This is a genomic window from Pseudomonas helleri (assembly GCF_009600315.1).
In the GTDB taxonomy this organism is placed as follows: Bacteria; Pseudomonadota; Gammaproteobacteria; order Pseudomonadales; family Pseudomonadaceae; genus Aquipseudomonas; species Aquipseudomonas helleri_A.
Genome location: NZ_WIWC01000006.1, coordinates 40,398 through 65,269, shown reverse-complemented (window position 1 = coordinate 65,269; position 24,872 = coordinate 40,398). Strand labels below are relative to the sequence as shown.

At 55.7% G+C, this 24,872-nt stretch carries 19 protein-coding genes and 1 tRNA gene; 4 read left to right on the top strand and 16 right to left on the bottom strand.

The features are described from left to right. Positions 1-123 precede the first annotated feature (123 nt). From pqqB to GHN86_RS05750, 6 genes are all read right to left on the bottom strand, one after another. A complete protein-coding gene (pqqB, locus tag GHN86_RS05775; protein ID WP_153377986.1) occupies positions 124-1,035 on the bottom strand; it encodes a pyrroloquinoline quinone biosynthesis protein PqqB in 912 nt (303 codons plus the stop codon). A gap of 95 nt (positions 1,036-1,130) precedes the next feature. Next, entirely contained in the window at positions 1,131-1,205 is a 75-nt protein-coding gene (gene pqqA, locus GHN86_RS05770) for a pyrroloquinoline quinone precursor peptide PqqA (RefSeq protein ID WP_003444522.1), read from the bottom strand. A gap of 132 nt (positions 1,206-1,337) precedes the next feature. Next, a complete protein-coding gene (gene pqqF, locus GHN86_RS05765) occupies positions 1,338-3,797 on the bottom strand; it encodes a pyrroloquinoline quinone biosynthesis protein PqqF (protein WP_153377987.1) in 2,460 nt (819 codons plus the stop codon). Positions 3,798-3,835: 38 nt separating this feature from the next. Beyond that, the gene (locus GHN86_RS05760) at positions 3,836-4,633 is read right to left on the bottom strand and encodes a carbon-nitrogen hydrolase family protein (protein WP_153377988.1); all 798 of its coding nucleotides are present in this window, start codon (positions 4,631-4,633) and stop codon (positions 3,836-3,838) included. Positions 4,634-4,657: 24 nt separating this feature from the next. Then, positions 4,658-6,340 (bottom strand): flavin monoamine oxidase family protein, encoded by a 1,683-nt coding sequence (locus GHN86_RS05755; protein ID WP_153377989.1) that lies wholly within the window; start codon positions 6,338-6,340, stop codon positions 4,658-4,660. Between the two features lie 150 nt (positions 6,341-6,490). Further along, entirely contained in the window at positions 6,491-6,943 is a 453-nt protein-coding gene (locus GHN86_RS05750) for an Lrp/AsnC family transcriptional regulator (RefSeq protein ID WP_153377990.1), read from the bottom strand. A gap of 16 nt (positions 6,944-6,959) precedes the next feature. On the opposite strand from GHN86_RS05750, the gene GHN86_RS05745 reads away from it, so the two are divergent. Next, positions 6,960-7,175: a hypothetical protein gene (locus tag GHN86_RS05745; RefSeq protein ID WP_153377991.1), complete on the top strand. Its 216-nt coding sequence runs from the start codon at positions 6,960-6,962 to the stop codon at positions 7,173-7,175. A gap of 299 nt (positions 7,176-7,474) precedes the next feature. Here GHN86_RS05745 and GHN86_RS05740 read toward each other — a convergent pair. From GHN86_RS05740 to rpsU, 5 genes are all read right to left on the bottom strand, one after another. Then, positions 7,475-7,551 (bottom strand) — tRNA-Ile (locus GHN86_RS05740). A gap of 15 nt (positions 7,552-7,566) precedes the next feature. Beyond that, positions 7,567-10,938, bottom strand: coding sequence for a bifunctional diguanylate cyclase/phosphodiesterase (locus GHN86_RS05735; RefSeq protein WP_153377992.1), 3,372 nt, complete (start codon positions 10,936-10,938; stop codon positions 7,567-7,569). A 102-nt stretch (positions 10,939-11,040) separates the two neighbouring features. Beyond that, positions 11,041-12,888, bottom strand: coding sequence for an RNA polymerase sigma factor RpoD (rpoD, locus tag GHN86_RS05730; RefSeq protein ID WP_153377993.1), 1,848 nt, complete (start codon positions 12,886-12,888; stop codon positions 11,041-11,043). 68 nt (positions 12,889-12,956) lie between these two features. Beyond that, positions 12,957-14,906, bottom strand: coding sequence for a DNA primase (gene dnaG / locus GHN86_RS05725; protein ID WP_153378040.1), 1,950 nt, complete (start codon positions 14,904-14,906; stop codon positions 12,957-12,959). A gap of 473 nt (positions 14,907-15,379) precedes the next feature. Further along, a complete protein-coding gene (rpsU, locus tag GHN86_RS05720; RefSeq protein ID WP_002551877.1) occupies positions 15,380-15,595 on the bottom strand; it encodes a 30S ribosomal protein S21 in 216 nt (71 codons plus the stop codon). 198 nt (positions 15,596-15,793) lie between these two features. On the opposite strand from rpsU, the gene tsaD reads away from it, so the two are divergent. Beyond that, positions 15,794-16,819: a tRNA (adenosine(37)-N6)-threonylcarbamoyltransferase complex transferase subunit TsaD gene (gene tsaD, locus GHN86_RS05715; protein ID WP_153377994.1), complete on the top strand. Its 1,026-nt coding sequence runs from the start codon at positions 15,794-15,796 to the stop codon at positions 16,817-16,819. 45 nt (positions 16,820-16,864) lie between these two features. Here tsaD and plsY read toward each other — a convergent pair whose 3' ends face one another. Then, on the bottom strand, positions 16,865-17,434 hold the full coding sequence (gene plsY, locus GHN86_RS05710) for a glycerol-3-phosphate 1-O-acyltransferase PlsY (RefSeq protein WP_153377995.1): 570 nt from the start codon (positions 17,432-17,434) through the stop codon (positions 16,865-16,867). Between the two features lie 74 nt (positions 17,435-17,508). Here plsY and folB point away from each other — a divergent pair, with 74 nt between their 5' ends. Beyond that, entirely contained in the window at positions 17,509-17,862 is a 354-nt protein-coding gene (folB, locus tag GHN86_RS05705) for a dihydroneopterin aldolase (RefSeq protein WP_153377996.1), read from the top strand. Next, positions 17,853-18,386, top strand: coding sequence for a 2-amino-4-hydroxy-6-hydroxymethyldihydropteridine diphosphokinase (gene folK / locus GHN86_RS05700; RefSeq protein WP_153377997.1), 534 nt, complete (start codon positions 17,853-17,855; stop codon positions 18,384-18,386). The genes folB and folK overlap by 10 nt, the downstream gene beginning before the upstream one ends. 56 nt (positions 18,387-18,442) lie before the next feature. On the opposite strand, the gene GHN86_RS05695 is transcribed toward folK, so the two are convergent. From GHN86_RS05695 to GHN86_RS05680, 4 genes are all read right to left on the bottom strand, one after another. Beyond that, positions 18,443-19,672 carry a multifunctional CCA addition/repair protein gene (locus GHN86_RS05695; protein ID WP_153386209.1) on the bottom strand — a complete coding sequence of 410 codons (1,230 nt, stop codon included), beginning with the start codon at positions 19,670-19,672 and terminating at the stop codon, positions 18,443-18,445. 61 nt (positions 19,673-19,733) lie between these two features. After that, positions 19,734-21,296 carry a SpoVR family protein gene (locus GHN86_RS05690; protein ID WP_153386207.1) on the bottom strand — a complete coding sequence of 521 codons (1,563 nt, stop codon included), beginning with the start codon at positions 21,294-21,296 and terminating at the stop codon, positions 19,734-19,736. Then, a complete protein-coding gene (locus tag GHN86_RS05685) occupies positions 21,293-22,567 on the bottom strand; it encodes a YeaH/YhbH family protein (RefSeq protein ID WP_153378000.1) in 1,275 nt (424 codons plus the stop codon). Before GHN86_RS05685 ends, GHN86_RS05690 begins: the two co-directional genes overlap by 4 nt. Before the next feature lie 101 nt (positions 22,568-22,668). Beyond that, positions 22,669-24,591 carry a PrkA family serine protein kinase gene (locus GHN86_RS05680; RefSeq protein ID WP_153386245.1) on the bottom strand — a complete coding sequence of 641 codons (1,923 nt, stop codon included), beginning with the start codon at positions 24,589-24,591 and terminating at the stop codon, positions 22,669-22,671. Positions 24,592-24,872 lie beyond the last annotated feature (281 nt).

Here is a 24,872-nt window from a genome sequence, read left to right as displayed (position 1 = left end):
TTAATGGGTTTTGCTTTCGTAGTCGCTGCCGAAGGCTGCGATAAGGGCCGCAGGACCTTCGAAGCAACCGGGCCGCTGCGCAGCCCATCGCAGCCTGCGGCAGCGACTACAGAGTGCTGCTGCTTACAACTCGATGCTCATGCCATCAAAGGCGACTTCAACACCCCGGCGGGCCAGTTCGGCGCGCTCGGCGGAGTCTTCATCGAGGATCGGGTTGGTGTTGTTGATATGGATCAGCACCTTGCGTTGCTCCGGCAATTGCTCAAGCACTTCGAGCATGCCGCCGGGGCCGTTTTGGGCCAGATGGCCCATTTCACGGCCGGTGCGTGTGCCCACGCCACGGCGCTGCATTTCATCATCGTCCCACATCGTGCCGTCCACCAGCAGGCAATCGCTGCCTGCCATGATCTCCAGCAACGGCGCATCGACCTTACCCAGGCCCGGCGCGTAGAACAGCTTGCCGCCGGTACGCAGGTCTTCAACGATCAGGCCGATGTTGTCGCCCGGATGCGGGTCAAAGCGATGCGGCGAGTACGGCGGCGCGGCGCTGCGTAGGGGCAACGGGCTGAAGCGCAGGTTCGGGCAGGCAGGGATGGTGAACGAGCCTTGCAGTTCAATACGGTGCCAGTTCAGGCCGCCGTTCCAGTGCTTGAGCATGGTGAATAACGGAAAGCCGGTGCTCAGGTCTTCATGCACCATGTCGGTACACCACACATCGTGCGGGCAACCTTCTCGCAGGCTCAGCAGGCCAGTGGTGTGATCGATCTGGCTGTCCATCAGAATGATGGCGCTGATACCGGTATCACGCAGAGCACGTCCCGGTTGCATGGGGGCAAAACTCTGCAATTGCGCACGGATGTCGGGCGAGGTGTTGCACAGCACCCAGTTGACGCCGTCATCGGAGATGGCAATCGACGATTGGGTACGTGCCTTGGCGTTCAGCGTGCCATCGCGAAAACCCGCGCAGTTGACGCAGTTACAGTTCCACTGGGGGAAACCACCGCCAGCGGCGGAACCTAGAATCTGGACAAACATGGCGTGTTCTCTTGCAAATCTGAAAATAAAAACGCCTCGGCGAACCGAGGCGTTGGGTTGCTCTGTTCAGCTCTCTATGGAAGAGCCAAAACAGATCAACGGCTTGCGAAGTACATAGTGACTTCAAAGCCAATACGCAGGTCGGTGTAAGCAGGTTTAGTCCAAGCCATTTCGTGACTCCTTATGCAGGTGGGTGAATGGATCTCTTCTGATTAGTCCAGCTCCCGGAGGAGTTGTTCAAAAGCTTAGGTGGCTATGTTACTAAATTTGACGCTTTTTGAACGCCTGATGTTGAAGAAAGCTCATTGCAGGGTTGGTAACGATCCGCTTCTTCCTTGATAAAACGTTTCAGGCGCGGCGTATGTGGCTAAACACAGCCAGCCATTTTCGGCGTGGGCAATGCGCTGTGCTGCACTCAGTGTAGTGGCCTGATCCAGCGTCATTAGCTCGTTGTAGAGGGCTGTCAGGTAATCCGATGGATGGCCAGCCAGCTTGGCTTGCCACAGCAGCTCTGCGGCCTGAAGCGCCCCCAGTGAAGCATTCGAGAATTGTTGTGCCAGGGAAGCACGCGCCTGAGTGAAAGAAGTTTCATCCAGCGCGGTGATCAATGTCGGCAATTGGGCGATAAACGTTTCGATATGCCCATAGATTTCAGCCACCGAGGCGTGAGGCGACTGCACGCCGAACAGTAGACCGGTTTGACCGTTCATTTGGCGCAGGCCGCTGAATACGGCATAGCCCAGTTGTAACTCAACCCGCAGTTGCTGATAGAACGGTGTTTGGGCGAGGTGAGCGAGCAGACGCCAGGCGGCCTCGTCAGCCAGACGACCGATTGGCGTCGGGCAAAACACTAACAAGGCCTGTTCGCTGGAGTCGCCGGGTTCCAGATACCAAGCGTGTCGCAGTGCTGGCGGCTGTGGAAGCTGCGAGTTTGGAGTGCCAGGGACTTTGCTTAAAACGCTTGCCATTGCAGCTTGGGTGGACGCGGGCAAACCGACGGCCAACCCGTCCCATTGTGCGCGGGTCCAGCACTGCTCAAGGTCGCTGATCCGGGTGGCTGTACCCTGTTGATCGAGCTCGGGCAGCCGCTTGAGCAAGTAGCGAATGGGCATCAATGACGGCGCTGGAGCAACGTCGCAGTCGTCTGCCGCTGGCGCGGCGAGTGTGCGTAGGGCGTGCTCCAGAATGCTGGGCATGGGCGTGTGAAAGCCCTGCATTTTGAGCTGCAGGTCGGTGCCTGATGCGCTCAGTACAAGTTCAACACCCGCCTGGCGTGCATCCTGTTGCAGTGAGCGCAAACTGGTTTGCAGGCGCGTCAGCAACGTATCGGCGAGTGGCCCCGGCAGGCACCAGCGCAGATACATCGACGCCTCAGTGTTTTGTGGCGCAATGGCTGAGCTGAAGCTCATGGCAGACAGGTCGCGGCGACCGCGCAACCGATCTTGAGCAAAGGTACGCAAGCCGCGATGCGCGCTGGTCTGCCCGCGAATCAAGCCTGCACTGACAGGCTCGTCCGTGACCCTGAGAAAAGGGTTAGGCGCAGGCAGTTGCCAGTCGTGCGCTGAAGCAGCGTGTGCTGTGGTTAGCATCTGTTGCAGTACGCTTTTAAGTGCGCTTACGCCTTGTTCCGAGAGCCGGAGTGCCTGTTGCTCAGCGTCACGGCGAGCCAGTTCCATTGCACCGCTGACGGCGTGCTGACGCTGTTGCAACAACTGGTATTCGTCGCGCAAGGTCGGCCACTCGGCGTGAGCACTAAAGAACGACAGCCAGTCGTAAAACGTTTCCTGAATCCGAGCGGCGTGTGCAGCCATGTCGCTGGCAGCACTGAACTCGATGTGCAGGAGTGCCTGACGCTCGAACTGGTAAACAGGAGCGGCTTTGAGGGTGTCGATCAGGTGTTGTTGGCGTAATTCAGCGACAAGGCCGCCCGGTTTATCGGCGTTGATCCAGTGACAGAGAAACCCCAGTGCCTGAGCTGAATCGGGCGGCAACTGGTCGAAGGCGAACATCAGGCTCAGGCACTGCCCGTCAATGTGTTGATAGGCGTGTTCGTCTGAGCTAATCAGCGCGGGTGGGGCGAGCTGCGGTACGGCTTTGCCGGTGTGCAAGACGGCGCTGCAGTGCTCGGCCAATGCTTGCAGTTCAGTCACTGATTGCGGGCCAGCCAGGCTTAGAGTCATTTGCCCGGTTTGGTAGAACTGTTGATAAAAACCCTGCAAGGCCTGCTGAAAACCCGGGCGCAGCACAGGCAGGCTGTAACGATTACCCGCATGAAACGCCCGTAGCGGGTGAGCAGGGTTCAGCGGTTGCAGCCACTTCAATTGGCGTTGAGCCGATGGCTCACGGGCCCACGCGATGAACTCGGCGTGCAGCACTTCGCGTTCACGCAATTGCGCTTCCATATTCATGCACGGATTGGCGAGCATGTCGCACAAGCGTTCAAGGCCACCGGCGAAAGCGCTGGGCGGCAGTTCGAAAAAGAAGTCGGTATGGCGCTCGCTGGTTCTCGCATTGACCTGACCTCCGTGACGCTGCACGTAGGCCATCAGATTATCGGGGGCGGGAAAGCGTTCACTGCCGAGAAACAGCAGGTGTTCCAGAAAATGCGCCATGCCCGGCCATTCGCCGGGCACGTCGTGACTGCCAGCCGCGACGCGCAAAACCGCCGCACAGCGTTTGAGCCGTGGCTCATGGTGCACTGAAAGAGTCAGACCGTTATTCAGGGTCAAACGTTGGGTGTGAGGGTGGTTCAGCGCAGGCATGGGCACTTCCGCAACAGAGAAGTGCCTATGCTAGCGGATCAGCGCTTGGTCAGCTCGCTGTAAAGCTCCGGGCGACGGTCAGCCAGGTAAAAATTACCGTCTTTGGCGTCGAGCAATTGCTGGCTGTCCAGCGTGGCCACAATCAGCATTTCTTCGTTCTGGGCCAGCGCGATCTGTACGCCATTGGGCGCTGCGATACTGCTGTGACCGCAGTACTGAATGTCACCTTCGTGCCCGCAGTAGTTGGCATAGGCCACGTAGCACTGATTCTCGAAAGCACGGCTGCGCACGGTGACGTCCGCAATAAATTCGTAGGGCGCCATATTGGCCGTGGGCACCACAATCAACTCAGCACCGGCCAAGGCCAGACGGCGGGCATTTTCCGGGAATTCGAGGTCATAACAAATCAGCAGGCCAAGCTTCCAACCCTCCAGATCGACGACCGGGAAGGTATCCGGCCCTTGCCTGAACATCGTGCGATCCAGCTCACCAAACAGGTGGGTTTTGCGGTAGTTGCACAAGCGTTGGCCGTGGGCATCAATCAACTGCACGCTGTTGTAAATGTGCCCGTCTTCGGCGTGTTCGGGGTAGCCGTAAACGATGGCCATGTTATTGGCTTTCGCCAGTTCGGCAATCTGCTGTGCAGCGTCGCCGTCCTGAGTTTGCGCGAGCTCGGCGACGGCTTTGGCGCCGATGTTGTAGCCCGTGAGAAACATTTCGGGCAGTACCAGCAAGTCCACGTTGTCTTTGGCCTGCAAGACGATGGCCTGCAGGCGCTGCAGATTACCCGCGACATCCAGCGGCAAAGGCGGGCATTGATAAAGCGCGACGCGCATGAGGTGCTCCTTCTGTGGGGCGAATCAATCCGGCAGGGCGATGGGCCCGATGTCATCGAACACATCACCGGGGCCCGGGTTTTCAGCGTGGGTGCGACCGCCGAAGTGAGTCATGATGCCCCAAACGGCGTTCAAAGAGGTTTGCACGGCGCCTTCGACCCATGCAGGTGTCCAGGACACATCATCCCCGGCAATGAAAATACCCCGTTGCTCGCTGGGGAAATCCTGCTGCATAAAGTGGGCATACATGCGTTGGTTGTAGCGGTAGTGACCCGGCAGAGCGCCTTTGAAGGCCCCGAGAAAATGCGGGTCGGCTTCCCATGACACAGTGATCGGGTCGCCAATGATACGGCTGGCAATATCCACCTTCGGGTAGATTTTCTTCAGCGAATCGAGCGCCAGCTTCACACGTTTTTCGACAGGATGCGGCAGCATTTTCAGCGCATCGCTCATCCACGCGTATGACAGGCAAATCACCCCCGGCTTGTCGTCGCCGTGATCAAACAGGTAAGTGCCACGGGTCAGGCGATCGGTGAGCGTCATGCTCATCAGGTCGCGACCAGTCTCGGGGTCTTTGTCTTTCCAGAAGGGCCTGTCGACCATGACAAAGGTTTTCGACGATTGCATGTAGCGTGTACGGTCCAGTGCCATCCACACTTTTTGTGAGAACAGCGACTCCTCGCACTCGATCTGCGTGGTCAGCAGCCAGCTTTGGCAGGTGACCAGAACCGCTTCATAAGGCCGGGTGACACCGAGATTGTCGGTGATCGAAAACTGCCCGTCTTCGTTGCGGCAAATACTTTTGACCCCAGTGCGCGGCGCTCCGTGGTGCAACGAGCTCAGGCTGGTGCCTTCGGGCCAGTGGGCGCAGCGTTCGGGCGCGTGACGCCAGATGCCCAGTGGCACTTGTTCTGCGCCACCCACCACGAGGTGTTGGTGATCGTCGCAGTTAGTCATGACCACGCGGAAAATTTCGAGCATGGAATTGGGGAAATCAGAGTCCCAGCCGCCGGTGCCAAACCCGACCTGACCAAACACTTCGCGATGCTGAAACGATAACTTGGCAAAGGCTTTTGAGGTGGCGACAAAGTCGTAAAACGTGCGGTCATCCCACAGCGGCACCAGCGTGTTCCACAATTCTTTCAGGCGAGGCACGTCACGGTCGCGGATAGCTTGTTGAATATCGCCAAAGCGTGAACCGGCTTCCAGTGCATCTGCCCAGGCGTCTGCGACTTCCTGGAACAGCGCAGGCAAGTCCGAAAGGGTTTGGGCATAGAAGGTCTGGCCTTCAAGGTCAATCACGGTGCTGCCTGACGCGGGGGTCAGCGGATTAGGGAAGGGTTTGGTTTCCAGTCCCAGCTTATCGACGTAGTGGTAAAACGCAGTGGAGGATACCGGGAAGCGCATGCCGCCCAGTTCAGCGATCACCCCTTCGCTGCCTTCAAAGGCTTGTGAGCGCAGACGCCCGCCCATCTTCGAGGCTTCATACACCACGGGTTTGAGGCCCAGCTTCATCAATTCGTACGCCGCCACCATACCGGCCATACCCGCGCCGACAATGGCTACCTCAGCTCCCAGCTTCTCAACCGGAATACTGCCCAAGCCCGCCGGGTGTTCAATCCAGTCATCAAACGCGAAGGGGAAGTCCGGGCCGAATATGGTGACAGGCTTTTTGCCGTCCAGAGGGTGACGATTCTTCTTGTTCATGGCTGACCTTGCTGGCGACCCGCGCTTAACGCTGAGTATAGGAAAAGACAGGCACCATGATAGGGAGCATAGAACTCGTAAATAAGACGCAAACTGTCGTCGTAATGGCTTATTTTTAGTCAATATGACGAGATGGATAGTCGTAATGCGTTATCCGCGATCCACTTTGCTGCTGAGGATGATCGACGTTGTGGTTTTTTCGACGCCTTCAACGCTGCCGATCTGATCGAGCAATTGATCCAGTTGCTCGGGAGAGTCGCTGCGCAGCCATGCCACGTAATCGAACTCGCCGCTCACGGCACACAACTGTTGCACCTGAGCCATTGCGCTCAAGCGTCGCACCACGTCTTTACCGGAGCGTGGCTGCACCGTAATCCCGACGTAGGCTTGCAACCCGCCATCAATCAGTCGTTGGCCCAAACGCACGCCGTAACCTGTGATCACCCTGGTCTTCTCCAAGCGTGCCAAACGCGAGTTCACCGTGGTGCGCGCAATGCCCAGCTGACGAGCCAGCATCGCCACGCTTTCACGGGCATTGAGCTGCAAGGCGGCAATCAATTGACGGTCGATTTCATCCAGCGCGGGTGGGCGGGTATCGGACAAGGGGCATTCCTGTGGCATGAGCGATGTGGATGTTCATGGTACAGGGCTGTCGGTGATTGCGCTTTGCGGTAGCACTTGCGTAGCTTTCAGGCACTCACAAGGATTGATCCCAGTTAGTCATCAAAAAACTGAATACCGCAAACGCTATAAAAATAATCAAAAACACATGTCCCTTTTTAACTTTGCTCTTCATGCCATCTCCTTTAAATTCCGCGCCCTCTTTTATGCCTGACCCATGCCAGACACTTATAGTCCGAGGCCGGAAAACGTCATGTGCGAACGCCGCACAGCGTTCAACTCTAGTCAATTTTTATTTTTTTTCCGGGCGCACACGACATCGAGATCTGTCTTGCGCATCTCGTTGGGTACGGAAGGCATAAGACTGGCAGGTGCAGGAAGGAGTATTGAGGATTTTGCTTTGGGGAGGGGAAGCCAAAAGGCTGGCAACCGGGCCCTTTGCCTGATGGGCACCTTTGGAACGCAGTGACCACTCCAGAAACACGAAAGCCGCGCAGTGCGCGGCTTTGAGTATGGTGGGCCCAGTAGGACTCGAACCTACGACCAAGGGATTATGAGTCCCCTGCTCTAACCAACTGAGCTATAGGCCCTCAGTAGGTCGCGGATTATAACGATGGTTTCGCGCCAGTGCTATCCGAAAAGTCTGAAATAGACATACGAAGAAAGGAAGCTGCGAATTCATCCGCCGATAACGGCACGCTGACGATGTATCCCTGTATTTGTTCGCAGCCTTCTTTGGCCAGGAAATCCTGTTGGGCCTGGGTTTCTACGCCCTCCGCGATGATGGTCAGTTGCATACTGCGACCCAGTGCAATGATGGCGCGAACGATGGCGACATCATCGACGTCATCCGGCAGTCCTCGGATAAATGACTGGTCGATTTTCAGTGTGTTGAGCGGTAAGCGTTTGAGGTAACTGAGGGAGGAATATCCGGTGCCGAAGTCATCAATGGCCAGTTGTACGCCCATCTGCTTGAGTTTGTGCAAGACGTCCAGCGCTTCTTCAGTCTGGCTCATGATGAAGTTTTCAGTGATCTCAAGCTGTAGTCCTCCTGGCTCAAGGGAGTAGCTTGTAAGCAGTTCTTGAATGCGTGCAAGTAAGGCGGGTTGACGCAGTTGGGTGCCCGACAAGTTGACGGATACGGGGCCGAAGGGTTCGTAGATTTGCTTCCAGGCATTTAATTGATGGCACGCGTGCTCAAGCACCCAATCGCCGATGGGAATGATCATGCCGTTTTCTTCGGCCAGCACGATAAAGCGATCAGGCGGGATGTTCCCCAGTTCTGGATGATTCCAGCGAATCAGTGCTTCTGCTCCCACCAGACTATGGTCTTTGAGGCTGATCTTGGGTTGATAAGACAGTGACAACTGGCCGCGTTCCAGCGCGCGCCGCAGTTCTTGTTCCAGCAGGACTCGCGCACTGGCCTGAGCTGTCAGGTCATGGGTGTAGCGTTCAATACGATTACGCCCTTTAAGCTTAGAGCGATACATCGCGGCATCGGCGTTTTTGACCAGTGTGGCCACGTCGGTTCCGTCATCGGGGTAGATACTGGCGCCGATGCTGGCACTGATAAACAGCTCATGTTCACCTGCCACAAAGGGGGCGTTGAAACAGGCCAACAGCTTGTTGGCAATCAGTTCGGCATCGCTGGGGTTCTTGAGTGCCGGCAGCAGGATGATGAATTCGTCCCCACCCTGGCGGGCCACTGTGTCGATGTCGCGCAACTGTTCTTTCAGCCGTAAAGCGATAGCTTTTAGCAGCAGGTCACCAATGGGATGACCAAGGCTGTCGTTGATGTTTTTGAACCGGTCCAGATCCAAAAACAGAACGGCACCTTGCTGACCGTATCGATCCGGATCGCTAAGCGCCTGTTGCAATCGGTTTTCAAACAACAAGCGGTTCGGAAGGTTAGTCAGCGGGTCATGGTGTGCCTGGTGATCAAGGCGATCCTGTGCGTGTTTGAGGCTGGATATATCGGCAAAAACGGCCACGAAATGAGTGATTTGATGCTCGCTGTCGCGTACCGCGCTGATGGTCATCCAGCACGGGTAGGTTTCACCATTTTTGCGTTTATTACAGATTTCGCCCTGCCAATGACCTTCGCTGGATAACTGATGCCACATGGCAATGTAGAACGCGCTGTCATGGAGGCCTGATGCCAGAATTCGCGGGGTTTGGCCCAAGGCTTCGCTTTCGCTGTAGCCGGTGATTTCTGTAAAGGCTCGATTGACCGCGGTAATGGTTTGCTGAAGATCTGTAAAGACGATGCCTTCAGCCGTGCTTTGAAAAACGGTCGCGGTTTGCAGGAGTTTTTCCTGCATCTGGTGGCGCTCGGTGATGTCGCGGGCGATGGTCAACATGCAGGTTTCGACCCCGATCATCAGCGGTCGACTGGAGACTTCGCACAGGCGAATACGCCCGTCTTTATGTCGGATGCTGCACCGGAAATCACGCACATAGCCTTGCTGCTTCAGCAAGGCCAGCAACTCAATGCGCTGTTGAAGATCGACCCACAGTTTCAAGTCCAGCGTGGAGCGGTACAGAACGTCCGGGCTGCTGTAGCCGCTGAGGTGGCTAAAGCCTTCGTTGACTTCGATCAGTAGGCCATCGCGTTGTCGGGTCAGTAAAAGGCCATCTGGCGAGGCGTGAAAAGCTTTGGCAAATTTCTCCTCAGACAAGCGCAATGCTTCTTCGGTTTGCTTGGCCTGACTGATATTGATCATCAGGCCGCGCAGCACCGGCTGCTGGTTGTGGGTGGTGATACTGATAATGTCCTTTAACCAAAGCGTTTCGCCTTGGGCGGTGATCACGCGGTAGTCAACGCTGTGATCGCGGCCAGCACTGATTTCCTCGTCGCAGTAGGCTTGGGTTTTGGGCAAATCATCGGGGTGTAACAAGCGGTTCCAGAATCCATCGGTTAGCCAATCGGTCAGTGGGTATCCGAGCAACGCTTCCGCCTGCGGAGATACGTAGGTATAGATGTAGTCATCCAGACGGGCTTCCCAGGCAATGGCTGACAGGCTTTCTACCAGGCCTCTGTAATGATATTCGCTGCTGCGCAGCTCTTGTTCGAGGGCAATACGCCGGGAGATTTCGGAACTCAAGCGGCGGTTGATACGGATAACGATGACCAGTACGGTCACGAGTAACAGAATGCCCGGCAAAACGTAGAGCATCAGGGTGTGCCACAACGCTCGATCGTTAGTCGTAGAGCCGATCCAGCGTTCTTGTATGGCTTCGGTTTGGCTGGGGCTGATGTCAGTCAGGACTTTATCCAGAATCCCGAGCCACACGGTTTGATCTTTGGGGACAGCCATAGCCAGTTGATAGCGGTAGGGCGTTTCGCCACTGACATACAGGCCATCAAGTTTTAGCTGCCGCAGGCTCCATACGCTTGAGGCCAGATCGCCCACCATTGCATCCACCTGATCTGTGGCCAGCGCCTGAAGGGCGGAACTAACGTTCGGGAGTGCGACGATGTTCAGGTCGGGGTGTTGAGTTTGCAGTAGTTCATGTGGCGCATAGTTTTCAACCACCGCAACTTTGAGGCCATACAGGTCTTTAATATTTTGTGGGGCAGCTCCGCCTTTGTGAGCGAGGATCACAATCGGGAAGTCGAGATAAGGGCGGGTAAAGGCAAGGCTCTTTTGACGTTCGGGGGTCGACATAATGCCGGGCAGCCAATCGACTTTGTCGTTTTTGGCCATTTCCAGCACGTTGCTCCAACTATAGGGCTCGACGGGTTTGATCGTCACGCCGAGGCGCTCTTCAATCAACTCGACATAGTCAGCGGCCAGACCGGTATAGAGGCCTTCCTGATTACGAAACTCAAAAGGTGGCCATGTGGCGTCAATGCCGAGGCGTAATTGGGGGTGATCTTCGAGCCATTGCTGTTCTTCATCGGTGAGCGTTAAGGCGCAGACCTCAGTCGTCCAAGCGATAAGTGACAGGAACAGGACAGCAAGCGATCGTGACATGCGCTTCTCGTTATACGCTCGAATGCAAGGAGTGTAGACGGGCTGCAGCGCGGAGAAGGGATGTATAAAACAAAACCCCCGGCAGGGCCGGGGGTTTTGGTTTTACTCGTCGAGGAAGGAGCGTAAATGCTCGCTTCTCGTCGGGTGGCGCAGTTTGCGCAACGCCTTGGCTTCGATCTGACGAATCCGTTCACGGGTCACGTCGAACTGCTTACCAACCTCCTCAAGGGTGTGGTCGGTATTCATGTCGATACCGAAACGCATGCGCAGTACCTTGGCTTCACGGGCTGTGAGGCCGCCGAGTACGTCGCGTGTCGCTTCTTTAAGGCTCTCAACGGTGGCCACATCGATTGGCGACTGCATAGTCGAGTCTTCGATGAAGTCGCCCAGATGGGAGTCTTCGTCATCACCGATCGGGGTTTCCATGGAGATCGGCTCTTTAGCGATCTTCAATACCTTGCGGATTTTATCCTCAGGCATTTCCATGCGTTCGCCCAGCTCTTCCGGGGTCGGTTCGCGACCCATTTCCTGCAGCATCTGGCGGGAAATACGGTTGAGCTTGTTGATCGTCTCGATCATGTGCACCGGAATACGGATGGTGCGGGCCTGGTCGGCGATCGAGCGAGTGATCGCCTGACGGATCCACCAGGTGGCATAAGTCGAGAATTTGTAGCCGCGGCGGTATTCAAACTTGTCTACCGCTTTCATCAAGCCGATGTTGCCTTCCTGGATCAAGTCGAGGAACTGCAAACCACGGTTGGTGTACTTCTTGGCGATGGAAATCACCAGACGCAAGTTGGCTTCAACCATTTCTTTTTTCGCGCGGCGGGCTTTCGCCTCACCGATCGACATGCGACGGTTGATGTCCTTGATCTCGGCGATCTTCAGGCCAGTTTCAGCCTCAAGCGCAGACAGCTTTTGCTGGCAACGGATGATATCCGGTTGCAGGCGACCAATGGCTTCAGCGTATTTGCTTTTGCCTTTGGCCAGCGCGTCGCTCCAGCTTTCGTCAACTTCATGGCCGGGGAACAGGCGCAGGAAATCGGTACGCGGCATACGTGCATCACGTACACACAGCTGCATGATGGCGCGCTCTTGGGCACGCAGACGCTCCAGAGCGCTGCGAACACGTTCAACCAGGCCTTCGAATTGCTTCGGGACCAGCTTGATCGGCATGAACAACTCAGCCAGGGCAACCAGCTCGGCAATCGCCTGCTTGCTGTCACGACCGTGCTTTTTCAGTGCCTTGCGCGTGATTTCCATCTGGTCAGAGACGGCACCAAAACGCTGAGCTGCGATGATTGGGTCAGGGCCGCTTTCGACCTCTTCCTCTTCGTCGCTGGACTCCTCTTTGTCGTCTTCTTCATCGTCACCTTCGGCTTTCACCTTGGGGTCGACAGGAGGCGGCACTTCGGCAGCGGGTGGCGCAATACCGTCGTCCGGGTCGATATAACCGCTCAGAACGTCGGACAGGCGACCACCTTCGGTGGTGACGCGAGTGTACTCGGAGAGAATATGGTCAACCGTGCCAGGGAAGTGCGCGATTGCGCCCATCACTTCACGGATGCCTTCTTCGATACGCTTGGCGATTTCAATTTCGCCTTCACGTGTCAGCAGTTCTACCGTGCCCATTTCACGCATATACATGCGCACAGGGTCGGTAGTACGACCAATGTCGGTCTCTACTGCCGCCAACGCGGCAGCTGCTTCTTCGGCAGCTGCTTCGTCGGTGTCGGCATCGGCCAACATAAGGGCGTCCGCATCCGGAGCACTCTCGTGTACGGGGATCCCCATGTCATTAATCATGCGGATGATGTCTTCCACTTGCTCCGGATCTGAAATATCTTCGGGCAGGTGGTCGTTGACCTCTGCGTAAGTCAGATACTTCTGCTCACGGCCGAGGGTGATCAACTCTTTGATACGAGACTGCTGTTGCGCTTTTCCGGACATAACACCCTATCCACTGAAGGTCTTGGCGGGCAAAAAAACAAGCCGAGGATTATACCTTAGCTATGACCTCACGCGCCAGTTGAGGTCGGGTTTGATGCGCGATTGTTACGACCCAAAAGGTCGAGTAACTGTTGCTTCTCCTCGCTACTTAGCTCGCCTTGACGTGCTTTTCGAAGAAGTTGCTCTAGATTTCGCTCGCGTTGGCGAGCTGACAGGCTAGTTATGGTGTCAAAAAACTGTTGTTCAAGGTTATCGGCATCAATTAGCCATTCCTTTTCCAGCAGTCTTTGGAGCAATCGGCCTTGCTCTGTGCCGTGCCAGCGGGACAGCAACTGTATTGAGCTTAGCTTAGGATTTTTCTGTACGGCCTCTACCAGAGCAATCAATAGCTGATTATTTGTCTGGTCTTCAGCGGCAAAGTGCCCCGCATCTTCAACTTTTTTTGCCAATTGCGGATGGTGCAGCAGAGTCCGCAAGGCTGTAAGTGTGGGTGGTTCTACCCCGACTGGAATCCAGGCTTGCTCCCGCTCCCCGCCGCGTTTGCCTTTTTTGTCCCAGGGCTTGTTCTCCCATTTCTTGCCGCCAGCGCCAGGTTTCTTGGGTGTCCACTCCTGTTGAGGGAGGTAGGAGTCCGGTTGCTGGAAGTCGCTGTAATCCGGCATGGCATCGTAATCGATGCCCGGGTCGTAGGCAGGTTGCGGTGCGGCAGGGGCTTTTTGCGCCAGTTGGCTAACGGTTTCGCTGGTCAGGCCGGTAATCTCGCTCAGGCGTTGGCGCATTAATGCCCGAAGGTTGGCGCCGGGTACTTTATCGATCAGCGGTGCAGCCAGAGTGGCCATATGAGCCTTGCCTTCAAGCGAGCGCGGGTCGGCCTCTTCAGTCAGTTGCTGGAAGAAGTAATCGGCCAGCGGTTGTGCGTGTTGGTTGATTCGGGCCTTGAACGCATCGGTGCCTTCAGAGCGTACGAGCGTGTCCGGGTCTTCGCCTTCGGGCAAAAACAAAAACCGGGCGCGTCGGCCGTCTTGCAGGCATGGCAGTGTCGCTTCGAGTGCGCGCCAGGCGGCATTGCGACCCGCTTGGTCGCCGTCAAAGCAGAACAATACGCTGGGTACCACCCGAAACAGGCGCTTCATGTGCTCTTCGCTGGTGGCGGTACCCAGCGTGGCCACGGCATTGCGCAAGCCTTGTTGGGCGAGGGCGATGACGTCCATGTAGCCCTCGACCACAATGATTTCATCAAGGCTGCGGTTGAACTTGCGCGCTTCGAACAGCCCGTACAGCTCCTGGCCTTTGTGGAAGACCGGGGTTTCAGGGGAGTTCAGGTATTTCGGTTTATCGTCACCTAATACCCTGCCGCCGAACGCGATGATGCGACCTCGGCTGTCGCGGATAGGAAACATCACGCGATCACGGAAGCGGTCATAGCGTTTGCCGGTTTCGGCATTCTCGACCAGTAGGCCGGCGTCAATCATCGCCTTTTGCTGAAGGGTGTCGCTGCTCAGGTGTTTGTACAGGTTGTCCCACCCTGGCGGTGCGAACCCCAATCCAAAATCGCGGGCTATTTCGCCGGTCAGGCCGCGGCCTTTGAGGTAATCCACGGCCGCTTTTCTTGCAGGATGGCTTTTTAAGGCTTGGCGATAAAATTCAGCCGCAGCAGTAAGAAGCGGGTACAGCGGAGAGTCAGTGGGTTGTCGCGGTTTGTGCGGTCGGCCACTTTCTTCTCGGGGGATCTCCATGCCAGCGGCTTTGGCCAGTTCTTCGACGGCCTGGGGAAAGTCCAGGTTGTCGTGGTCCATGATGAAGCCGAGGGCGTTGCCGCCAGCGCCGCAGCCAAAGCAGTAATAAAACTGTTTGTCCGGGCTAACGCTGAAAGACGGGGTTTTTTCTTTGTGGAAGGGGCAGCAGGCGGTGTAGTTCTTGCCGGCTTTCTTCATTTGCACGCGTGAGCTAACGACATCGACGATGTCGGTACGGTTCAGAAGGTCGTCAATAAAGCTCTGGGGAATTAGCCCGGCCATGGCGTTCTCGTCATCACTGCGCAGCATTAACCTGCATAAAAGGCGTGGTCATCAGGCGTGCAGGCAAGGGTTTTGCCGGATCGCAAGACGTCTGCTCAATCATGTGGGGGAAGTGTATCTGTCGAAACACATCTGATCATTCATAGTTCAGAGTAGAGGGCTTCGATAGGTGTAGCGCTCTGAGTTCCGTGTTGACCAATGGCTGGTCTCGGATAGCTCAATAAGCAGGCACGCGAGAGGTGCCTTGGGCTGATCGTCTTTGAGGAAAATCAGAGGGGTGTGCTCGTCGGTAGCCTTGGAAGGCTCGTCAGTAAAGACGTGCACCGCTGGCTATTAGGCCAGGTCTGACGTGGTAAAGCGTTTTGTCGCGGTCGCATCTGCGGCCTTGACAGTATTGCGTGTAACTTGCTGCAACTGCCTACGGCCCGGCTTTAGGCCGGGCTTGGCAGAAGCATGCAACGAACGTCTGTGTATTAGTACAGACGAACGGCGCGGCGCTGCTCGCGCTGAACTTTCTTCGCGTGACGCTTAACAGCAGCTGCTGCTTTACGCTTACGCTCAGAAGTCGGCTTCTCGTAAAATTCGCGGCTGCGAACTTCAGCCAGAACACCGGCTTTTTCGCAGGAGCGCTTGAAACGACGCAGAGCTACGTCGAAGGGTTCGTTCTCTTTTACTTTGACGGCTGGCATCCAGAGCTACCTTCATTCATTACCGGGGTCAACGTCTCAAGGCAAAATCGCGTTGGAAGACGTCGGTTTTTAAGGGTTGCGGATGTTAACCCCTCATCGCCCGGAATGCAAAGCCTCTGATCGAAAACCGCTGGCCGGGGGCGGGAGTGGCGACTATTATGCGCGCCTTCGAATTTAGCCTCTACAAGGCGTAAACCCATGCTAGTACTGGGATTAGAAACTTCCTGCGACGAAACCGGCGTCGCGCTGTACGACAGTGAGCGCGGGCTTTTGGCCGATGCACTGTTCAGTCAGATTGATCTGCACCGCGCTTATGGCGGTGTCGTTCCCGAGCTTGCCTCGCGCGATCATGTGCGTCGCATGCTGCCTTTGATTCGTCAGGTTCTTGCTGAGGCAGATTGTGTGCCTACAGAGATTGACGCCATCGCTTACACCGCAGGACCTGGATTAGTCGGGGCCCTTCTGGTTGGGGCTTCTTGCGCTCAGGCGCTGGCTTTTGCCTGGGGTATTCCGGCCCTTGGCGTACACCACATGGAAGGCCACTTGCTGGCTCCGATGCTGGAAGAGCAGCCGCCGGAGTTTCCGTTCGTCGCTTTGTTGGTGTCCGGTGGTCATACCCAGTTGGTGCGTGTTGATGGTATCGGTCAATACGAGTTGCTCGGTGAAACCCTCGATGATGCCGCCGGGGAAGCATTCGACAAAACAGCCAAGATGATGGGGCTCAACTATCCGGGTGGGCCTGAGATCGCGCGTCTGGCGTCTCAGGGGGTTGCGGGCCGATTTGTGTTCCCCAAGCCCATGACGGATCGTCCAGGGCTGGCATTCAGCTTCAGTGGGCTTAAAACCTTTGCCTTGAATACGTGGCAGCGTTGTGTCGCAGCGGGGGATGATCTTGATCAGGCGCGTTGCGACATCGCCCTGGCTTTCCAGCACGCGGTGGTCGAGACGCTGACCATCAAGTGCAAGCGCGCATTGAAGCAGGCTGGCATGCAGCGTTTGGTGATTGCGGGCGGAGTGAGTGCAAACAAGGCGTTGCGCGAATCGCTCGAAAAAATGCTCAGTGGTATGAATGGGCAGGTTTACTACGCTCGTCCGGAGTTCTGCACGGATAACGGGGCCATGATCGCGTTTGCCGGTTGTCAGCGTTTGCAGGCAGGGCAGCACGAAAGTCTGGCGATCAGTGTGCAGGCGCGCTGGCCGATGGAGCAGTTGAAGCCATTGTGAGGGCGGGTGGGGCAGATGAAGACGAGTGTGTGTCATCTGTCCGAATCAGAAATGCCGTTCGCGCCCGGCCATAAGGTCGCGTAAATTACGACGGTGTCGCCAGACAATCAGTGCCGTCAGCGCGCTCATGGGTAGCAGGGCTGTGGGTTCCAGCCAGGCGAACAAGGGCAGGGTCAGTGGGGTTGCAATCAGTGCCGCCAGTGAGCTGGTACGGGTCAGCTGGAAGGTCAGTAGCCATGCGCTCACAGCCAATAAAGCTGCAGGCGGGTAAAGCCCCAGTAGCATGCCGGCGGCAGTGGCGACCCCTTTGCCTCCGCGAAAGCGGAAGTACAGCGGGTACATATGGCCCACCACGGCGCAGGTGCCAATCCAGGCTTGTTGCTGGAGTGGAAGCCCCAGCTGGCTGGCCAGCAGGACGGGGAGCAGGCCTTTGCACAGGTCGCCCAGCAAGGTCAGGATGGCGAGCTTTTTGCCGGCCAGACGCAACATGTTGGTCGCGCCTGCATTGCCTGAGCCACTCGTTCGCGGGTCGGGATTGCCTGTCAGGCGACTGAGCAAAATGGCGAAGGACAGAGAGCCAAGCAGGTAGGCGAGGATCGCCAGTAACCAAAACATGCTAACTATTCCGGGCGAGGATGCCCTGATTCTAACGGCGCATTGCGCCCTTGTCGTGCTGCGGAGAAGAGTGCTTGGACAGAGTGTTTATCGAAGGCCTGGAAGTTGACACCGTAATTGGTGCTTATGACTGGGAACGTGGCATCCGACAGTGCTTGCGGCTTGATCTGAGTTTTGCTTGGGATAATCGCCCGGCTGCGGCGGGTGATGACCTGACGCTTGCTCTGGATTACGCCAGCGTTAGCGCGCGTATTCAGGCGTTTGCTGAAGAGGCGCAATTTCAGCTGGTTGAAACCTTTGCCGAGCGTTTGGCTGAGGTGTTGATGAGCGAATTCAATATTCCCTGGTTGCACCTCAAATTGACCAAGCCGGGTGCAGTTGCAGCGGCTTCAGGTGTGGGTGTGGAGATTGAGCGCGGATGTCGCTAACTCAGGTTTACCTTGGGCTGGGCAGCAATGTCGAGCGTGAAAAAAATGTGTGCGCAGGGCTTGATGCCCTTGCTGACTTTTTGCAGGACATGCGCTGTTCGGCGGTGTTTGAAAGTCAGCCGGTCGGCATCAAAAGCGGGCCTTTTTTCAATTTGGTGGTGTCGGCCAATACTGACCTGGAATTGCCTGAGCTAAGCTGGCGTTTGAAGTTGATCGAAGCAGATAGCGGCCGTTATGCCCAAGATCGCAAAGGTTTGCCGCTGGACATTGATGTGCTGTTTTACGGTGATTTGATCGGCAGCTTCGAGGGGTTGACGTTACCTCGGGCCGAGATTCTGACCAATGCGTTTGTGCTTTGGCCATTGTCAATGATGGCGCCCAACAAGGTGCATCCGAGTGCAGGTATTACGCTTGCTCAGATGTGGGCAGACGCCCGGATTGGCCAAGTGCTGGCGCCTGTCCCGTTCGAGTGGCGGGGCAAGCAGTTGACGCCTGCAATGGTGTTGTCCGCAGCGCCGTTGTAGTCGCTGCCGCAGGCTGCGAGCCCTGTTCCGGGCCCGCGTCAACGTCATCAGACCGATCAGCCGTTTGCGGCCGCTCTGTACGTTTGCAGCGCTTTTAGCCGTTCATGTTTGAGTGCTTCACCCAGCTGTGGGCCTTTGAAGCCTTGCTCAATAAGCGGCTGAACCGCTACGGCCTGCGCGGCCCGCGCAGCGCCGCGCAGATAATCAGCTTGCGGATACGGTCGGTTTTCCAGACCCAAACGTCCTTTGGCGTCCATCTCGCACGCCACAATAAACTCCTCAAAGCGCTGTGGCCGCCGGTACACATCAAAGCGCTGGAGCAGCTCCAGCAGTGTTGACGCTTTGAGTTCCAGGGCGCGATGGCCGTGGGTGTGATATTCGCCCACCAATAGCGCCAGTTCCTGACAGTCACGCGGCACTTTGTAGCGCTCGTTGACAGCTTTGATCAGTTTTAGCCCTTTATGCTCGTGGGCAATATGTCGGGGCCATTGGTCCTCGGGGGTTAATCCTTTGCCCAGATCGTGCAACAGGCAGGCCCATCGCACAGTGAGTGGCTGACGGTGCAAGGCCGCCTGCTCAAGCACGCTGAGGGTGTGAGCGCCGCTGTCGATTTCAGGGTGATGTGCCGGCGGTTGCGGCACGCCAAAAAGTGCGTTGACCTCAGGCAGTAGAACGTCGAGTGCGTCGCAGCGGCGCAACACTTCAATAAAAACCTGAGGATGATCCTCCATCAGGGCTCGAGAGATTTCTTTCCAGCAGCGCTCTGGAGTCAATGCTTGCAGTTCGCCGGAGCGCGACAGTTGGCGCATCAGTTCCAGCGTTTCAGGTGCGATGCTGAAGCCAAGGCCGGCATAGCGGGCCGCAAAGCGGGCCACCCGCAAAACCCGCAGAGGATCTTCAGCAAACGCCGGGGAGACATGACGTAAAACTCGATCTTCGAGGTCACGCAAGCCGTGGTAAGGATCAATGACATTTCCCGCGTCGTCCTCGGCCATTGCATTGATGGTCAAGTCTCGGCGTATCAGGTCTTGTTCCAGCGTGACATCGGGGCTGGCGTGGAAAACGAAACCGCCATAGCCGCGCCCGCTTTTTCGTTCAGTGCGCGCCAGTGCGTATTCTTCACCGGTTTTAGGGTGAAGGAACACCGGGAAGTCAGTGCCCACAGGGCGATACCCTTTGGCCAGCATCTGCTCTGCAGTTGCACCGACGACGACCCAATCAATGTCTGTTACGGGTTTGCCTAGCAGGCGATCACGTACTGCGCCGCCAACTTTATAAATCTGCATAAAAAACCTCCGTTAGCGGCACAGGATAGCCCCTGTGCGCCGATAACGGAGGCTCCGTGTGTTACAGGTGAATAGCGCTCATATCCAGACGGCCATAATCACCGTTACCTGACTCTCCTTTTGGGGGGACATGGTGAACTTTCATGACTTGGTCGCCTTGTACTGTTTCGAGATGAATATCGAAACCCCAGAGGCGATGCAGGTGTTTAAGGACTTCGTCAGTGGATTCGCCCAAAGGTTTGCGGTCATGTTGCTGGTGACGCAAGGTCAATGAGCGGTCTCCGCGTCGATCAATGCTCCAGATTTGTATATTGGGTTCGCGATTGCCCAAGTTGTATTGGGCGGCCAATGTCTCGCGAATAATCCGGTAGCCGTTCTCATCGTGAATGGCCGGCACCAGTAGGTCGTCCTTTTGATCGTCATCCATGATGCTGAACAATTTCAGGTCGCGGATCACCTTGGGTGAAAGGTATTGCAGGATAAAGCTCTCATCCTTGAAGCTGCTCATGGCGAACTTGATGCTCGACAGCCAATCGCTGCCCGCCATGTCCGGGAACCAGCGGCGGTCCTCTTCTGTGGGATTTTCGCAAATGCGGCGAATGTCGCAGTACATGGCAAAACCCAGTGCATAGGGGTTGATGCCGCTGTAGTAGGGGCTGTCAAAACCGGGTTGAAACACAACGCTGGTATGGGATATCAAGAACTCCATCATAAAGCCTTCAGTCACCAGGCCTTCGTTGTAGAGGTCGTTCATCAAGGTGTAGTGCCAGAACGTCGCCCAACCTTCGTTCATCACTTGGGTTTGTCGTTGGGGATAAAAATACTGGGCAATTTTACGCACGATGCGAACGATTTCCCGTTGCCACGGTTCGAGTAACGGTGCATGTTTTTCAATGAAATACAGAATGTTTTCCTGCGGTTCTTCAGGAAAGCGGGCGTTGTCTTTTTCGCTGAGCTTGTCAGCGCTTTTAGGGATGGTTCGCCACAGATCGTTGATCTGCTTTTGCAGGTGCTCTTCGCGATCCTTTTGTCGGCGACGTTCCTCTTCGGCCGAAATCGGATAGGGGCGCTTGTAGCGGTCGACCCCGTAGTTCATTAGTGCATGACACGAGTCGAGCAGATCTTCTACTGCATCGATGCCGTGGCGTTCTTCGCATTGCATGATGTACTGCTTGGCAAAAACCAAATAGTCGATGATCGAGCTGGCATCAGTCCAGGTCCGAAACAGGTAGTTGCCCTTGAAGAAACTGTTATGGCCGTAGCAGGCGTGAGCCACTACCAGTGCCTGCATACAGATGGTGTTTTCTTCCATCAGGTAAGCAATGCATGGGTCGGAGTTGGTGACGATCTCGTAAGCCAGTCCCATTTGACCACGGCTGTATGATTTCTCGGTGCTCAAGAAATGTTTGCCATAAGACCAGTGGTGATAGCCCAAAGGCATGCCTACCGATGCGTAGGCATCCATCATTTGTTCGGCGGTGATGACTTCGATCTGGTTGGGGTATGTATCCAGCGCATACCGCTCGGCCAGACGCCCGATTTCTCGGTCGTAAGCCTGGATCAGTTCAAAGGTCCACTCTGAGCCGGTGGACAGGGGCTGGCGTTTATTCTCTTTGGCGGTCATGTCACTAACCTGCGCTGGAAGAGTTCACGGAAGACCGGATAAATATCGCCGGCCGAGACCAATTGCTGTTGTGCGAAGGTGTCGGAGAAGGCATCACTGATGCGTTCGTATTCGTACCAGAGAGCCTGATGTTCGCGTGGGGTTATTTCAACGTAAGTGTAGTACTGCACGAACGGCATGATCTGGTTGATCAGGATGTCACGGCAAATAGGTGAGTCGTCGTTCCAGTTATCGCCGTCCGATGCTTGAGCTGCGTAAATGTTCCATTCATTGGTTGGGTAGCGCTCGGCCATGATCTCCTGCATCAGTTTCAGAGCGCTGGAAACTATAGTGCCGCCGGTTTCCCGTGAGTAGAAGAACTCTTCTTCATCGACTTCACGAGCACTGGTGTGATGGCGAATAAACACGACATCAATCTTGTCGTAGTTACGCTTCAAAAACAGATACAGCAGGATGAAAAAACGTTTGGCGATGTCTTTGGTGGCTTGAGTCATGGATCCTGAAACGTCCATCAGGCAGAACATGACAGCTTTCGAGCTGGGGTTGGGCTGTTTGACCAGTAGGTTGTACTTGAGGTCAAAGGTATCGAGAAAAGGCACGCGATGTATGCGCGCACTGAGCTTCTCGATTTCGCTCTCGATGTCTTTGATATCGCCAAAATTGTCGGGTTCATCGCGTTTAAGGCGTTCCAGCTCGGCTTTGGCTTCCTTTAGTTTGGCCCGGCTGCTGCCGGACAACGCAATGCGGCGAGCATGGGCTGAACGCAGCGTACGAATGATATTGATACGTGATGGGTTGCCTTCGTTGCTGATGCCCGCACGCACGGTTTTAAAGGTATCTGTACCGGTAAGATTGCGTTTGACCAGATTCGGCAGCTCCAGATCTTCAAACATGAACTCCAGGAATTCTTCCTGAGTGATCTGAAACACGAACTCATCCATGCCCTCGCCGGAATTACCCGCCTTGCCAGGTCCGCCGCCTCCACCGGCGCCCCCTTGTGGGCGCTGGATATGTTCGCCGCTGGTGAATTCCTTGTTGCCGGGGTGAACCACGGTTTGCTTTCCACCACGGCCGTGATGAAGCACGGGCTCATCAATATCCCGCCCTGGGATGCTGATTTGTTCGCCATGTTCCATGTCGGTAATGGACCGACGACCCACGGCCTCTTCAACAGCCTTTTTAATATGGTCACGGTAGCGCCGCAGAAAGCGCTGACGGTTTACCGTGCTCTTGTTCTTGCCATTCAGGCGTCGGTCGATCACGTAGCTCATAAGCCCTCCGGGCAGCTTTAAGTTGTGAGCCTCAAGCGGTAAGGGCTAGCCATGAGAAACGCTAACCCTGTACTGCTTGAGGCTTGGGCCTTAGTGCTGCATCACTGCGACTTTCTGACCCGCAGGTACCACTCGGAGAGCAGTCGTACTTGTTTGTCGGTGTAACCCCGTTCGAACATTCGAGTCACGAAGTCGTTGTGTTTCTGTTGGTCCTCTTTGCTCGCCTTGGCGTTGAAGCTGATAACCGGCAGCAAGTCTTCGGTGTTGGAGAACATTTTCTTCTCAATGACCACCCGCAGTTTTTCGTAGCTGAGCCAAGTTGGATTTTTACCGTTGTTGTTAGCGCGCGCGCGCAGTACGAAGTTAACAATTTCGTTGCGGAAATCTTTCGGGTTGCTGATGCCAGCCGGTTTTTCGATTTTTTCCAACTCCTCGTTGAGGGCTACGCGGTTGAGAATTTCGCCGGTTTCCGGGGCGCGGTATTCCTGATCCTGAATCCAGAAATCTGCGTACAGCACGTAGCGGTCGAAGATGTTCTGCCCGTACTCGCTGTAGGACTCCAGGTAAGCCGTCTGGATTTCCTTGCCGATAAACTCGATATAACGTGGGGCCAGGTATTCCTTCAGGAAGCGCAAGTAGCGTTCGCGGGTTTCAGCCTGGAATTGTTCTTGCTCGATCTGTTGTTCCAGCACGTAAAGCAGATGCACCGGGTTGGCTGCAATTTCGTGGGGGTCGAAGTTGAACACTTTGGACAGGATTTTGAAGGCGAAACGTGTCGAAAGACCGTTCATGCCTTCGTCGACGCCTGCACTGTCGCGGTATTCCTGAATCGATTTGGCTTTCGGATCGGTGTCTTTGAGATTTTCGCCATCGTAGACCCGCATCTTGGAGTAGATGTTGGAGTTTTCCGGCTCCTTGAGGCGTGACAGCACCGTGAACTGAGCAAGCATCTTCAGGGTATCGGGCGCGCAATGGGCTTTGGCCAGTGAGCTGTTGAACAACAGTTTGTCGTAGATCTTTATTTCATCGCTGACGCGCAGGCAATACGGCACTTTGACGATGTAGATCCGGTCGATAAAGGCTTCGTTGTTCTTGTTGTTGCGGAAGGTGTGCCACTCCGATTCGTTGGAGTGAGCGAGCAGGATGCCGGTAAACGGAATCGCGCCCAAACCTTCGGTACTGTTGTAGTTACCCTCCTGGGTGGCGGTCAGCAGCGGGTGCAAGACCTTTATAGGCGCCTTGAACATCTCCACGAATTCCATCAGGCCCTGGTTGGCACGGCACAGCGCGCCTGAGTAGCTATAAGCATCGGCGTCGTTCTGCGGGAATTCTTCGAGCTTGCGAATATCAACCTTCCCGACCAGGGCTGAAATGTCCTGGTTGTTTTCGTCACCGGGTTCGGTTTTGGCGACGCCGATCTGGTTAAGGATCGAGGGGTAGAGCTTGACCACGCGGAATTGGCTGATATCACCGCCAAACTCGGCCAGCCGTTTGGTTGCCCACGGCGACATGATGGTGCTCAGGTAGCGTTTGGGAATGCCAAAGTCTTCTTCGAGAATGGCGCCGTCTTCAGTGGCATTGAATAAACCCAATGGTGACTCGAAGACGGGCGAGCCCTTGATCGCATAGAAAGGGACTTTTTCGATCAGTTGTTTCAGCTTTTCGGCCAGTGATGATTTACCGCCGCCCACCGGGCCAAGCAAATAGAGAATTTGTTTCTTCTCTTCGAGGCCCTGCGCAGCATGGCGGAAATAGGAAACAATCTGGTCAATGCATTCTTCCATCCCATGGAAGTCTTCAAAGGCTGGATAGCGGCGAATCACTTTGTTGGAGAAGATTCGCGACAAGCGAGAGTTGGTCGAGGTGTCCAGCAGTTCCGGTTCACCGATGGCCAGCAGCAGCCTTTCAGCGGCTGAGGCGTAAGCGCTTTTATCGTTTTTGCACAGCTCCAGATATTCCTGGAGCGTGAGCTCTTCCTGGCGTGTGGATTCAAAGCGTTGTTGGAAGTGGCTAAAAATACTCATGACGTCACCTCGCTCGATACGTGGAGTCGGCGATTGATCGGTCAGCGCGAGTGCTGGCATGCAGCAACATTACAGTTGCTGTGTACCCCCCAGAACACCATCAATGGATCTAACCCATTGAAATTACTACTGATAATTCAATCACCGGTGTACCGGCTCTCCCCAGATTTGGATGGCCTGAGGTAAAGGATAGTTGGTAATTGGAGAGGTCAAGGAGAGATGCGTGAATTGTTGGGTTTGACCGTTGGTCAGGCAGGGCGCAAGCCCACTGATCACGCGGG